Origin of the sequence: Glutamicibacter sp. Je.9.36, assembly GCF_051129975.1 — a bacterium.
Classification (GTDB): domain Bacteria; phylum Actinomycetota; class Actinomycetes; order Actinomycetales; family Micrococcaceae; genus Glutamicibacter.
The window spans coordinates 596307-609980 of sequence record NZ_JBCPSN010000002.1; the positions used below are offsets into that span (position 1 = coordinate 596307).

The 13674-nt window shown below is 61.5% G+C and carries 12 protein-coding genes; 5 read left to right on the forward strand and 7 right to left on the reverse strand.

Going from position 1 to position 13674, the window contains the following annotated elements:
* The 3 genes from AAZQ98_RS07255 to uvrA all read right to left on the reverse strand — a co-directional run bounded on the left by AAZQ98_RS07255 (nt 1) and on the right by uvrA (nt 4334).
* The gene (locus AAZQ98_RS07255) at nt 1-672 is read right to left on the reverse strand and encodes a lysophospholipid acyltransferase family protein (protein WP_434690972.1); all 672 of its coding nucleotides are present in this window, start codon (nt 670-672) and stop codon (nt 1-3) included.
* A complete protein-coding gene (locus AAZQ98_RS07260) occupies nt 673-1377 on the reverse strand; it encodes an HAD hydrolase-like protein (RefSeq protein ID WP_434690975.1) in 705 nt (234 codons plus the stop codon).
* 86 nt (nt 1378-1463) lie between these two features.
* Nucleotides 1464-4334, reverse strand: a complete 2871-nt coding sequence (gene uvrA / locus AAZQ98_RS07265) for an excinuclease ABC subunit UvrA (RefSeq protein ID WP_434690977.1) — start codon at nt 4332-4334, stop codon at nt 1464-1466.
* Between the two features lie 735 nt (nt 4335-5069).
* On the opposite strand from uvrA, the gene AAZQ98_RS07270 reads away from it, so the two are divergent.
* Nucleotides 5070-5615, forward strand: coding sequence for a GNAT family N-acetyltransferase (locus tag AAZQ98_RS07270; RefSeq protein ID WP_434690980.1), 546 nt, complete (start codon nt 5070-5072; stop codon nt 5613-5615).
* Nucleotides 5616-5752: 137 nt separating this feature from the next.
* Here the strand turns inward: AAZQ98_RS07270 and AAZQ98_RS07275 are convergent, their stop codons facing one another.
* The 3 genes from AAZQ98_RS07275 to AAZQ98_RS07285 all read right to left on the reverse strand — a co-directional run bounded on the left by AAZQ98_RS07275 (nt 5753) and on the right by AAZQ98_RS07285 (nt 8253).
* Nucleotides 5753-6280, reverse strand: a complete 528-nt coding sequence (locus AAZQ98_RS07275; protein ID WP_434690982.1) for a hypothetical protein — start codon at nt 6278-6280, stop codon at nt 5753-5755.
* A gap of 167 nt (nt 6281-6447) precedes the next feature.
* Complete coding sequence (locus AAZQ98_RS07280; protein WP_434690985.1) at nt 6448-6780, reverse strand: hypothetical protein; 333 nt, start codon at nt 6778-6780, stop codon at nt 6448-6450.
* 1095 nt (nt 6781-7875) lie between these two features.
* A complete protein-coding gene (locus tag AAZQ98_RS07285; protein WP_105656678.1) occupies nt 7876-8253 on the reverse strand; it encodes a GntR family transcriptional regulator in 378 nt (125 codons plus the stop codon).
* Nucleotides 8254-8335: 82 nt separating this feature from the next.
* Here AAZQ98_RS07285 and AAZQ98_RS07290 point away from each other — a divergent pair, with 82 nt between their 5' ends.
* On the forward strand, nt 8336-8989 hold the full coding sequence (locus AAZQ98_RS07290) for an MBL fold metallo-hydrolase (protein ID WP_434690988.1): 654 nt from the start codon (nt 8336-8338) through the stop codon (nt 8987-8989).
* Between the two features lie 111 nt (nt 8990-9100).
* Entirely contained in the window at nt 9101-9742 is a 642-nt protein-coding gene (locus tag AAZQ98_RS07295) for a phosphatase PAP2 family protein (protein WP_434690991.1), read from the forward strand.
* A 47-nt stretch (nt 9743-9789) separates the two neighbouring features.
* Here the strand turns inward: AAZQ98_RS07295 and AAZQ98_RS07300 are convergent, their stop codons facing one another.
* On the reverse strand, nt 9790-10581 hold the full coding sequence (locus AAZQ98_RS07300; RefSeq protein WP_434690993.1) for a methyltransferase domain-containing protein: 792 nt from the start codon (nt 10579-10581) through the stop codon (nt 9790-9792).
* A gap of 77 nt (nt 10582-10658) precedes the next feature.
* Here AAZQ98_RS07300 and AAZQ98_RS07305 point away from each other — a divergent pair, with 77 nt between their 5' ends.
* Together AAZQ98_RS07305 and AAZQ98_RS07310 are read left to right on the forward strand one after the other, a co-directional pair.
* A complete protein-coding gene (locus AAZQ98_RS07305) occupies nt 10659-13193 on the forward strand; it encodes a DEAD/DEAH box helicase (protein ID WP_434690994.1) in 2535 nt (844 codons plus the stop codon).
* Nucleotides 13193-13660, forward strand: coding sequence for an NUDIX domain-containing protein (locus AAZQ98_RS07310; RefSeq protein WP_434690997.1), 468 nt, complete (start codon nt 13193-13195; stop codon nt 13658-13660). The genes AAZQ98_RS07305 and AAZQ98_RS07310 overlap by 1 nt, the downstream gene beginning before the upstream one ends.
* Nucleotides 13661-13674: the final 14 nt, after the last annotated feature.

The following is a 13674-nucleotide window of genomic DNA, read 5'->3' on the forward strand; positions in this document are numbered from 1 at the left end:
CTATTTCGCGTCCGGTGGCAGCTGGTTGTAGGAATCGACGCGTTCCTGGCCGGAAAGCTCGGCAATCGCATCGACGATCCGGTCCGTGGCCTGGCGGCGCTGCGGCAACGGGTGCTTGCGTCCGAGCTGGTCGAAGTACAGCGGCTCGCCATAGTGGATATGGAATTTGGCAGGACGGAAACCCTTGGAACCAGCAGGCTGCAGCTTCTGGGTGCCGATCAAGCCCACCGGCACCACTGGTACACCGGTGGTCAGCGCCAGCCAGCCCACGCCGGTGCGTCCGCGGTACAACTTGCCATCGCGCGAGCGAGTGCCCTCAGGGTAGATGCCAATGCCCTTGCCGCCTTCGACGATTTCCACCAGGGAATCGAGGGCGGCAACCGAAGCTGCCTGTTCGCCACGCTGCACCGGAATGGATCCCACGGATTCGAAGAAGGTCTTCATCACCTTGCCCTTCAGTCCCGGGGTGGTGAAGTATTCCGCCTTGGCGAAGAACGCCACGTCGCGCGGGGTCAACGCCTGAATGATCAAGGAGTCGAAGAATGACAGGTGGTTGGAGGCGACAATGAAGCCGCCTTCCTTGGGAACGTTCTCAAGCCCGGTTACTTCCGCACGGCAGACACCGTGGATGACGCCCCGAATCGACGAACGGGTCATGGTGTAGATGCTCATCTACTTTGCACCTTCCTGCATGAGGTCATCGTCGAGGTTCAGCGTGTTTGCCAGCTGTGCTCCGAGCAGGAGCTCAGCAAGGTCCCGGGTTGTCGCCACAGTTGTGCCTGCCTGCTGCAGTTCATCGTCCTGGGCAAAGCCCCACGCGACACCGACCGAAGCCACCGAATTCTCGCGGGCGGCATCCCAATCGTAGTAGCGGTCCCCCACAACGACGCTGCTCGCCGGGTCCAGCTGCCCGTGCTCCAAAGCCTCAGCGACAATGTGCGTCTTGCTCGAACCCATGCTCCCGTGCTCATCCGCGTTGCCGTGAATCGCATCGAGATGCTCATCCAGCCCCTTGCGTGCAATGAGCTGGCGCGCAATGTTGATGGGCTTGGCCGTGGTCACTGCGACGTAGATCCCGGCCGCGCGCAACGCGTCCAGGAGCGCCACAATGCCCGGGTAGATCACGGATTCGGCCATGCCCACCTCGGCATAGCGGGCGCGGTAGGCCGCGATGATGGAGTCGATGTTCCCGTCGGTGACGCCGTCAAGCGTACGCAGCCCGATTTGGAGGGGCGGGCCTACCAGCGCTTCAACTCGTGCTTCGCCCGGATCGGCCAAACCATGGGAGGTGAGCGCGTGGCGGATACCCGAAGTTATGGCACCGGCAGGGTCCACGAGGGTCCCATCCAGATCGAAGAGCACACTTGTTACCGACATATTCACCTAGCCATCTTCCCATGAAGCGGACGCGGGTTAGCAATCCATAACTGAAATCGCATATGTCGAACATTCTCCGCCAGGCATTACAGGATCTCGGAGAGGAACTTCCCGGTGTGCGATTCGCTCACCTTGGCCACCTTTTCCGGGGTGCCAGCAGCCAGGATCGTGCCGCCGCCTGAGCCGCCTTCCGGGCCAAGGTCGATGACCCAGTCAGCCGACTTGATGACATCCAGGTTGTGCTCGATGGTCAACACGGTGTTGCCCTTGTCGACCAATCCCTGCAGCACCTTGAGCAGCTTGCGGATATCTTCGAAGTGCAGACCGGTGGTCGGCTCGTCCAGGACGTAGATGGAGCGGCCATTGGAACGCTTCTGCAGTTCCGCAGCCAGCTTCACGCGCTGGGCCTCGCCACCGGAGAGGGTGGTTGCCGGCTGCCCCAGGCGCACGTAGCCCAGGCCCACGTCCACCAGCGTGCGCAGGTGGCGGGCGATCGGGGTGAAGGCACTGAAGAACTCGGCGCCTTCGGCAATCGGCATGTCCAGCACATCGGCAATGTTCTTGCCCTTGTACAGCACCTGCAGGGTTTCGCGGTTGTAGCGGGCGCCCTGGCAGACCTCGCAGGGCACGTAAACGTCCGGCAGGAAGTTCATCTCGATCTTCAGCGTGCCGTCACCCGAGCAGGATTCGCAGCGGCCGCCCTTGACGTTGAAGGAGAACCGGCCCGGCTGGTAGCCGCGCAGCTTCGCCTCATTGGTCTCCGCAAACAGCTTGCGGATGTGGTCGAACACGCCAGTGTAGGTCGCAGGGTTCGAACGCGGGGTCCGGCCGATGGGCGACTGGTCCACGTGGACCACCTTGTCCAGGTGCTCCAGGCCCTGCACGCGGGTGTGGCGGCCGGGCACTTGCTTGGCGCCGTTGAGCTTGTTGGCCAGCACCTTGTACAGGATGTCGTTGACCAGGGTGGACTTGCCCGAGCCGGACACGCCGGTCACCGCGGTCAGCACGCCCAGCGGGAACTCCACCGACACATTCTGCAGGTTGTTCTCGTTGGCACCGACCACCTTGAGCTTGCGCTCCTTGTCGATCTTGCGGCGCTTGGACGGGATGTCGATCTGCTTGCGGCCCGAAAGGTAGTCTCCGGTCAGCGACTTGGTGTTCTGCTTCAGGCCCTCCAGGGATCCGGAGTGCACCACTTCGCCGCCGTGCTCGCCGGCGCCCGGGCCGATGTCCACGATCCAGTCGGCTTCGGCAATGGTGTCTTCGTCGTGCTCCACCACGATCAGGGTGTTGCCCAGCGATCGCAGGTGCAGCAGGGTGTCGATCAGGCGGCGGTTATCGCGCTGGTGCAGGCCGATGGACGGCTCGTCCAGAACGTAGAGCACGCCCACCAGGCCCGAACCAATCTGCGTAGCCAGGCGAATGCGCTGCGCCTCGCCGCCGGACAAGGTGCCAGCAGCGCGTTCCAGGGTCAGGTACTCCAGTCCGACGTCCAGCAGGAACTTCATGCGCGCGTCGATTTCCTTGAGCACCTGCGCGGCGATCTGCGCCTCGCGTGCGGTGAGCACGATCGTGGAGAGGAATTCCGCGGCGCTGCGCAGATCCATGGCGGCAACTTCAGCGATGGAACGCCCGCCCACCAAGACCGAGAGCGACGCCGGATTCAGGCGTGCGCCGCCGCAGGTAGGGCACGGGATCTGGCGCATGTACTGCTCGTAGCGGTCGCGGGCGTGATCCGATTCGGTTTCCTGGTGCTTGCGGTGCACGTAGGAAATGACGCCCTCGAAGCCGGTGGAGTACTTGCGCTCGCGGCCGAAGCGGTTCTTGTACTGCACGACCACCTTGTGGTCCTTGCCATTCAGGATCGCTTCGCGGGCGGCAGCCGGCAGGTCCTGCCACTGGGTGTCCATGGTGAAGCCCAGCTCATGGCCCAGGCCTTCGATCAAGCGGTTCCAGTATTCGGTGGTGGCCTTGCCCAGCGACCATGGGGCGATCGCGCCCTCGGCCAAGGTGACCTCGCCGTCCGGAACAATCAGGTGCTCATCGACTTCCAGCTTGGTGCCGATGCCGGAACAGGCCGAGCAGGCACCGAACGGGTTATTGAAGGAGAAAGTGCGCGGCTCGATCTCATCGATGGCCAGCGGATGCTCATTGGGGCAGGCCAGGTTCTCGGAGAACGCGCGCACGCGCTGGGGATCATCCTCGTCCAAGTCCACGAAGTCGGCCAGCACGCGGCCCTCGGCAATGCCCAGGGCCGTTTCGATGGAGTCGGTCAAGCGCTGGCGGGCATCTTCCTTGATAGCCAGGCGGTCGACGACCACTTCAATGGTGTGCTTGACCTGCTTGGCCAGCTTCGGCGGATCGTTCAGCTGGATGGTGGCGCCGTCAACGCGGGCACGGGCGAAGCCCTTGGACGAGAGCTCTGCGAACAGGTCGACGAATTCGCCCTTGCGCGAGCGCACTACCGGGGCGAGGATCTGGAAGCGGGTTTTCTCCGGTAGCTCCATCAGCTGGTCGACGATCTGCTGCGGCGTCTGCTTGGAGATCGGTTCGTGGCAGATCGGGCAATGCGGACGGCCCACGCGGGCCCACAGCAGGCGCATGTAGTCGTACACTTCGGTAATCGTTCCCACGGTGGAACGCGGGTTGCGGCTGGTTGACTTCTGGTCGATGGACACCGCTGGCGACAGGCCCTCGATGAAATCCACATCGGGCTTGTCCACCTGGCCGAGGAACATGCGGGCGTAGGCAGAGAGCGATTCGACGTAGCGGCGCTGGCCTTCGGCAAAGATGGTGTCGAAGGCCAAGGAGGACTTGCCCGAACCGGAAAGGCCGGTAAAGACAATCATTGCGTCACGCGGGAGATCAATGTCCACGTTTTTCAGGTTGTGCTCGCGTGCACCCTTGACGACCAGGCGAGTCAGATCAGTTCTTTTACTCTGCGATGAAATAGCCACGAGGCCATACTAATCGAAAACTACTTCGAATACGTGTACGAATGGACGCAACTCACAGTTAATTCTCGCAGCCCCTGCTCCGGCGCACGGCGAGCGCAATGCGTGCCCGTCCATCCACCCGAAATGTCGACCGGTGAGCCAGCGTCCCCATGAATCCAGATCGGACCACGACGTCCCATTCGAGGTACCGGTTGCCCTTGGATTCCCGCTTGCGCCTGTCTCGTGTGCTGTAGCTCCCCGAGTTCGCAGCTATCTCGTAGATGCCAATGAGCGGCGAGCGCATGCTCTGTGTTGCACGAGCGGGAAAACGGATAAAATTCGACGTTCGGTTCACGCCGCCAACCAGGGGTACCGCAACCGCTGATTCGTAACGAAACCACATCGCGAATCTGGCCAAATGTTCCGCGTAGTGGCATCGTCCGCGGCGTCTATGCCATTCGACAGCGATTGTTTTCTGCGCAAGCATTCGACATCATGAGGCAGCGCCACATCGTTCCGTTTCACGCCCCCTCACCGGTCTCTACACCGGACGGGGCATACGGAACGGCCAGTGTTCCTGTAAATCCATGAAACTTCTGCGATGCGAGTCAGCACGTGGCGCGATCCTATTTGTGACCGGCTTTCGGGACACTCTCGTCGAAAGCCAGCTGAGCCTACTCAACACGTCAAAAGTATTGGAAAATTTTCTGTAGACCACTGATTTTTTGGATGCTAGATTCAAGTCATGTTCCATTCATGAAGTTTTCTCTCAATCAGTTCAGAAGACCTACGAATGGATTTGCCATGCCCTCTGATGTTTTACAAGCTGTTCTTCAGCACGCAGATTTCGCTCCCGCTGTTTCTTCGTACGCAGAAATTTGCCATGCAGAATCTTCATCCGCGACGGAGCTAGCTGATCCGTATTTCGCAGCGTACCCACCCGGAATTGCGGCCGGGACTCTTGAAGAAGCGCAATCCGAGATGGAAGAAACTTTTGCCAACGAGTTTGGTCAGCTCCTCGAAAATGCTTCTTTTGTCGCGTCGCGACAGGGAAGGCCGATTGGGGCGATCTTTGTTGTCGAGAAATCGATCTGGGATGAGGATCTATTCGGCCCATTCATCATCGATCTTTTCGTTGATCCCCTCCATCAAGGGCATGGCCTGGGCCACACCTTGATTGCCGCTGCCATGTCTGCGTGCAAGAAGCATGGGGCGAACACCCTGAGTTTGCGGATCGGAGATGGAACTTCCGGTGCTGCACTAAATCTATATAAGCGACTTGGGTTCCGCGAATTGGCCTAACCGAACAACGCTGGTGTCATGCTTCGGATAAGTGAAGCATGACATCACCGCACGCGTCCCATATAGTACTTTCCTCTACGTGCCGGTACGGGTTCCGCTTAGGACGTCGCGTTGGACGTTTCACTGTGTAACTGGCGCTATCGGGAAGCAGAATCTGTCGATGCAGACGGTGATGCAGGGTGCTCCGGAACCTCGGGATACAGCTCTGGCGGCAGGCCCACCGTGAATCCGTCGTCGCGGACGACCGTGCCGCTGATGTCGATCGCGCGGGAAGCGTTATTGCTGCCGTCTGTCAATTGGACGGCCACACCACTTCCCATCTGTTCTCCAGTTACCACAGTGACGTTCTGTGGGGTGATGCCCCGTTCGGCCAGGATTTCCCGAGTCATGGCGACCATTGAATCGTCCAGAACTCCGCCTGGGAAAGGTGCGGTCACTCGGCATACACCGTCCCGATCGGCGGCGTAGGCGGCAGCCACTAGGTCCCTGCCGGCTTGCTCCAGAGAGCCAACCGGTTTACGTCCATCGCAGGTATCACCCGAATAATCCGGGACTACGGAGCATCCCGCGAAGAGGCCTGCGCACATCACCGCACTGACGATGCCCCAACCAGCTGACTGGTACTTATTCGGGAATCGCATGCTCCACCGTTCACGTTCGATCATGCAGACCATTATTGCCGAGGTGTCTCCAGTCACTGGGCAACCGCTCCGTGTCGCTAGGCGCGGATGGCAACTAGTCCAGTGTGCTCCCGCTTCCTTCTGCAAACATCTGGTCCTTGGCGTCTCGATGAAGGTTCCTGAACAGGACAGCAATCTGGGCATCTCACGGTTTATCGAATTACACCGTGATCCAGTTGATTCCACAATTGGTCGCGCTCGGTACCGATGACTCTGGTGGCACTAAAGCTGGTCTCTTGACCATTCCTGGGGTCATCGGTGACGAAATGCCCGTCCCGCAGTTCTTCGACTGTGTACCACCCTGGCGCGTAGTCCTCCTCCGGTAATTCATGCTCGCCCTCTAACCAGTGCACTTGGAACCACATGTTCTCTTGCTTGTCCCAGAAAAACGGGAACGACCGCATAATAGTGATCGAGGTGGTCAGCCACCCTCTGGTCTCTCCGGCTAGCGTGAGCTCCCAAACTGAATCGCGGAATTCATCCAAGAGAGGGTCCCTCGGCCAGTCAGTTTCGTCGAACCATTTCGCAAGCCATCGCATGCATCCGTTCTACCATAGTGAATACTAGGTCTAGCGGTCGCTAGCAATCCTAAGTCCCGTTGGTCGTTCCACTTGCGGGTGCTCCTCGAGTTGTTCTTCTCACGAGAATCTGAGAAATATCGATGCGGAGTCGATGCCAAGGCGAACCTGGAAATCGTGTCGCTACGGATGCAAGTGGAAAATGAATTGGTCATCAGGAAACCAACGCTGCGGGCCTTCGCAACAGTAGCCTCGAACCCGGAGCTGCCCCTTCACTGCACGGAGGTAGAAACCTCTTGGATACTCATCGTCGTCGCCAAGCGTCGGAGCAGCCACTGTGAAAGAACGTTCGGGTGCATGCCGTCGACGCATCACGAAGTGTGTGGACGATTCCTGTTTGTCCATAGCTAGACGGGGACATGGGCCAGCGGTCGGAGGGCAAAGCTTCGATCGGCGCATTAGAGCCGCGTCGAATACTTGCTTAAGTGTTCCGCCATCTGGCAAGCCTAAGTTACTCACACTGCGTTCAACCAGGCTAATAACGTGTTGCTTGTTGGCATCTCCAAGCACCGCAGCGCCGAAAAGCTGTGCGTGGGCGTTGAGCTGTATCTATTGCGAGTTGAGCACGGCGATAAGGTCATACCGGGAAAGCCCGCCAACCTTGACTTAAAGTGAATCGCCATCGGGAAAGTGGGCAACTCGCACTTACCCTTCCCTTTGCGGAAGGTGCAGTGTCGAGGGCTACGGGCAGCAGTGCTGGCGACTTCGGAAACTGAAAAACTAGGCAACGCGACACACCGTATAGGGATGCTTAAGAACCATTACGGTTCACCAACCCGACAGCATTCGGTGGAGTCCCGCTGAAGGCACGGCGAGCGGCGACACACTGGCGGTCGAAAATTGGCGATGCGACAATTCGATCGCCCGTTACCTTGCTGGCAGCTAATCAACCCCGGGAAATATTGGAGCTGTCAACAGCAAAACGTACCCCTATGCCATTTCGCATTCACCTGGCTCCATCCACCGCCGGGATTCGGGATCGACTCCAGAGCCGCGTCGGGGCTACCTTGGCAGGGAGCTGAACGCGGCGCGCAGGTACTTTACCGCGGTTGCTTCGTCGACCGACCACAGTTGGGCGATGCGGGCCAGATCGGCGGCCGCATCGCTGACTTCCTGCTCTGCACGATTCTCGGCGGCTTGGACCACGGTTCCATGGCGGCCGCGGGTGACAACTGCGCCCTGCAGCTCAAGTTCCTTGTAGACCTTGGCGACAGTATTCACCGCGAGGTTCAAGGTGCCCGAGAGCGCACGAACCGACGGCAATTTGGTGCCCGGAGCTAGTTTGCCCTTGGCAATTGCTGAGAGGATCTGCTCGCGGACCTGCTGATACGGCGCCACGCCCGAGTTCGGCTCGATCTTGATGAATTCCAGTTCGGTCATCCTGCACTCCATCCTTTGGACTGTGTTTGGCATTTATCCGAGCCTATCGCGTCAGCCGGGATCTGCACCGTAGTCTGGTTGCATGAACGAACTATTGCTGAACGATGTGACCGTCCGTTGGGTCTCAGTATCCGACATGGCAAACAACGTGTACCTGGTAACTAATCGGAAGACCGGCGAACAGCTGCTGGTGGACGCGGCCGATGACATGCCGGCCATCGAGCGGCTCATCCAGGCGGCCAGTGAAGACGCGAGCGACCCGCGCCTTATCGGCATCGCCACGACGCATCAGCACTGGGACCACGTGCGCGCGTTGGCCGAAGCCGTGGAGAAGTACCCGGTGCCAACCTTCGCCGGTGCAGACGACGTCGCCGGGATCGCTGGAGAATGCGGGGTCAAGATCGACCATGGGCTGAACCACGGCGACCAGCTGAAGCTGGGCGATGTGATCATCGAGGCGATCCACCTGCGAGGGCATACGCCAGGTTCGATCGGCTATGCGCTGGTTGATTCCTCCGGCCAGCCGGTGGTGCTCAGCGGCGACAGCTTGTTCCCCGGAGGCGTGGGCAACACATGGAAGGACCCGCAGCGGTTCCTCTCTTTGCTCACCGACGTCACCGAACGCATCTTCGACCGCTTCCCGGACGAAACCCAGGTTCTGCCGGGGCACGGCGATTCGACGACACTGGGTGCAGAACGCCCGAATTTGGAGCAGTGGCGCGAACGCGGGTGGTAGCCCTTGACTGCATTGCCAGCGGCATCCGTGCCGCTGGCAGCAGCGTTTAATGGTGCGGGACCTCTTCCAGCTGATGCCTGCCGCCGCATCAGATCCGTATAATCACCACTTGTGAATTCTCCGTCCTCCGCACCAATTGCCATCGCCCCATCACGACCAGCCATCATCATCGCGGTTCTCGCCGTGCTGGCGATGGCCTCCTATCCGTTGCGTGATGCCTTGTATCTGGGGATTTCAGGAACTGTTGCCCAGTCGACGCTGCTCTCCGCGGCGGCTGTGTTCTTTTCCGAGATCTTGCTCTTGATGCTGATGGCCGGGGCCTGCACGCTCACCGTCCTGTGCTGGTTCCGTGACCGAGTTGCGTTTTGGCGCCTGGTTTCAGGCGCGATTGGCGCGGTAGCGGCCTATGGCCTGAGCGAGCTGGCCAAGATCCTGGTCGCCGAGGAACGCCCCTGCCGCGCCCTGGATGCTCTCACCGCAGTGGCATGCCCGGAAGCAGGCGACTGGTCTTGGCCCTCCAACCATTCGGTTCTCGCCGCCGGCGTCGCCGCAGCCTGCACGCTGGCCCTTCCGAAGCTGGCCAAGTACGCTATACCGGCCGTCTTGCTCATTGCCCTGTCCCGCGTGGGCGTAGGCGCCCACTTCGTCCACGATGTCTTCTCCGGAGTGGCGTTGGGCATCCTGGTCGTCCTGGTCTGCGTCCGCGTGCTGCCCGGCGTCGTGCAAAGGTGCCTGGCGGGAAGCAATCGCTGAGCCAGCTCACCTTCCAAGCGCTCTGACGATGCCGAGCCTGGAGCAAATCAGCCGAGCTTGTGCCCGATCATGAAAATCCTGCGGAACGGGAAGTTCGTCAGGACGGTACCGTCCTGCGAAGCAAATGACGGGTAGTGCTTGGAGACTTCGGCCCGGTAGTCGTTTTCGAAATCCAGATAGTCTTCGTCGCTGAGCGTGTGGCGGATGGGCAGCAGCGCCGTCCCGCGAACCCAGTTCAGGATCGGGTCCTCCCCCGCGAGCAGCTGGTGGTAGGTGGTTTCCCAGACATTGGCCTGGAACCCCGCGTCCAGGAAGATCCGCTGGTATTCGCCGGGCTCGCCCACCACGTCGTCATGGCGCAGCACCCCTGCCAGTTGGCCGGACCACTTCGGGCTGTCGGCAACTGCGCGCATCACCGCGTGCGACGGAGAGCCGAAATTGCCCGGGACCTGGATGGCCACGTTCGCGCCGGGCTTCAGGTGCTCCAGCCAACCGGCCAGCAGCTCGCGATGCCCCGGAAGCCATTGCAGCATCGCGTTGGAGAACAGCAGGTCCGTGTCGGAGTCAGGGGTCCACGCCGTGGCATCGGCCAGCGCGAAGCCCAGGTTCTCCTCGTGCTCGCTCTGCGTGGCCCGGGCGATCATCTCCGGCGAGGAATCAAGTCCGGTGACCTGCGCTTGCGGCCAGCGCTGGGCCAGCAGCCGGGTCATATTTCCCGGCCCGCACCCCAGATCGATGATCTTCGACGCGTCAACCGAGACCAGCTGCCCCAGCAAATCCAGGTACGGGCGGCCCCGGTAATCGGAGAATTCGGTGTATTTCGTCGGATCCCATTTCATATTCCCGAGCCTAAACGAGAGGCGCACGCAACAACTAGCCCCCAGTCATAGTTCTCAACCGATAGGCTAGGAACATCATGTTGCTCACCGATTATCTGCCAGCAGACGCCAAGAACGTATCCGACGACGAAATCTACGAGGCTTTCGGCCAATGGGTCGCAACCCGTGGCATCAGCCTCTACCCCGCACAGGACGAAGCGTCGATGGCGCTGGCCGGCGGCAACAACGTCATCCTGGCCACCCCCACCGGCTCGGGCAAGTCCATGGTTGCCATCGCAGCCCACTTCTACGCCATGGCCCGCGACCAGATCAGCTTCTACACCGCGCCGATCAAGGCGCTGGTCTCCGAGAAGTTCTTCGACCTGTGCAAGATTTTCGGCGCAGAGAACGTCGGCATGGTCACCGGTGATTCCTCGGTGAACGCCGACGCCCCGATCATCTGCTGCACCGCTGAGATCCTGGCGAACATCGCCCTGCGCGAAGGCTCCAAGGCGGACGTGGGCTGCGTGATCATGGACGAGTTCCACTTCTACGCCGATCCGCAGCGCGGCTGGGCCTGGCAGGTGCCGCTGATCGAGCTGCCGCAGGCGCAGTTCCTGCTGATGAGCGCCACCCTGGGCGATGTCACCCGCTTCGAGCAGGAACTCGAAGAGCGCACCGGCACCCCGACGGTGACGGTCGCGCACACCGAGCGCCCGATCCCGCTGCACTTCTACTACTCCATGGAGCCGGTGCAGGAGGCCGTGGAGGAACTGATCAAGACCAAGCAGGTGCCGATCTATATCGTGCACTTCTCCCAGCTCGATGCCATCGACCGCGCCACCGGGCTGATGAGCGTGAATGTGGCCACGCGCGAGGAGAAGGAAAAGATCTCCGAGATGATCGGCGGATTCCGCTTCGCCGCCGGTTTCGGCAAGACGCTGAACCGCCTGGTCCGCCACGGCATCGGCATCCACCACGCCGGCATGCTGCCCAAGTACCGCCGCCTGGTCGAGCAACTGGCGCAGGCCGGCCTGCTCAAGGTCATCTGCGGCACCGACACCCTGGGGGTGGGCATCAACGTGCCGATCCGCACCGTGGTGATCACCGCGCTGTCCAAGTTCGACGGCACACGTACGCGCATCGTGAACGCCCGCGAATTCCACCAGATTGCCGGGCGCGCGGGCCGCGCAGGTTTCGATACCGCAGGCACCGTGCTGGTGCAGGCTCCGGAGCATGCGATCGAGAACCACAAGGCCATGGAAAAGGCGCTGAAGAAGCACGGCGAGGGCTCGTCCAAACTCAAGCAGATCCCGAAGAAGAAGCCGCCGCAGAACTTCGTGACCTGGGGCGAGAAGACCTTCGAGAAGATCGTCGAGGCCGCCCCCGAGACGCTGAAGTCCTCATTCCAGGTCTCGCACTCGATGCTGCTGAACCTGCTGGAGCGCGAGGACAATTCGTTCGAGGCCGCCCAGCGCCTGCTCAGCGAAAACCACGAGACCCCGGCGTCCCAGCGCAAGCTGAAGCTGCGCGCCCTGGGGATCCTGCGCGAACTGATCGCCACCGAGGTGGTCGTGCGCCGCAATGAGCCAGACGAATACGGCAACTACTACGAGCTGACCGTGCACCTGCAGCAGAACTTCGCGCTGAACCAGCCGCTCTCGCCCTTCGCGCTGGCCGCCCTGGACCTGCTGGATCCGGATTCGGCCAGCTACGCGCTGGATGTCGTTTCGGTGATCGAGGCGACCTTGGAAAAGCCGCGCCAGGTGCTCTCCGGCCAGGAGAAGAAGGCCCGCGGCGAGGCCATCGCCGCGATGAAGGCCGAAGGCATGGACTACAACGACCGCATGAACGCACTGGATGAAATCACCTATGCGATGCCCCTGGCCGAGAAGCTGGAGAGCGCCTTCGAGCAGTACCGCTCCGGCGCGCCGTGGCTCTCGGACTTCGAATTGGCGCCGAAGTCGATCGTGCGCGACATGTACGAACGCGCCATGGGCTTCTCCGATTTCGTCCAGTACTACCAGCTGGCCCGCTCCGAGGGCGTGCTGCTGCGCTACCTCACCGATGCCTACAAGGCCCTGCGCCAGACCGTTCCCCAGGACGCGCTGCGCGAGGACCTCGAAGACCTGATCGAATGGCTCGGCGAGATGATCCGCCAGATCGACTCCTCGCTGCTGGACGAATGGGAAGAGCTCTCCCGCGGCGAGCTGAGCGAGGCAACGGAAACCGCACCGCCTCCGGCACCGGAAAAGCTGACCAGCAATGTGCGCGCCTTCCGCGTGATGGTCCGCAACGAGATGTTCCGCCGGGTGAAGCTGTTCGCCGACGAGCAGGACAAGGCCCTGGGCGAGCTCGACGGGCATAGCGGCTTCGACGCGGACACCTGGGCCGATGCCATGGACTACTACTTCGACGAGCACGAGGACATCGACGACGGTCCCGCCGGACGCGGCTCGAAGCTGTTCATCATCAAGGACATGCCCCAGCGCACCTGGGAGGTGCGCCAGATCTTCGCCGACCCATCCGAGCACCACGACTGGGGCATCACCGCCACCATCTCGCTAGATGACTCGGACGAGGCGGGCGAACCTGTGGTCAAGGTGACTTCGGTGGGCCGCCTGGACTCCTGATGCCCGCCATCAGCTACGCCATCTTGCGGCGCGCCGACGAAGTCCTGCTTCAACTGAGGTCGGGAACCGGCTACATGGACGGGTTCTGGAGCACTGCGGCCGCCGGGCACGTTGAGCCCGGCGAGGCTGCCGTTGCCGCCGCCGTTCGCGAAGCCCGCGAGGAATTGGGCATCCGGATCGCGGCAGACCAGCTCAAGCCGCTGTGCACGGTGCACCGCTACCTGCAAGCGGGCAGCGGCGCCCAATCCCCTGTGGATTTCTTCTTCCTGGCGCGCCAGTGGGACGGTACTCCGCGCCTCATGGAACCGGAGAAAGCCTGCGAGCTTCGCTGGTTCCCGCTCGATGCCCTGCCGCAGAACCTCGTTGCGCAGGAACAGCTGGTACTTTCCCGGCTGGATTCCGGCTTGCCGCCAATTATCTGCATGGGATCCGGCACGGCGCTGGACCAGCCCCGGCATCTGGGCTAGTCGCGCACTCGATG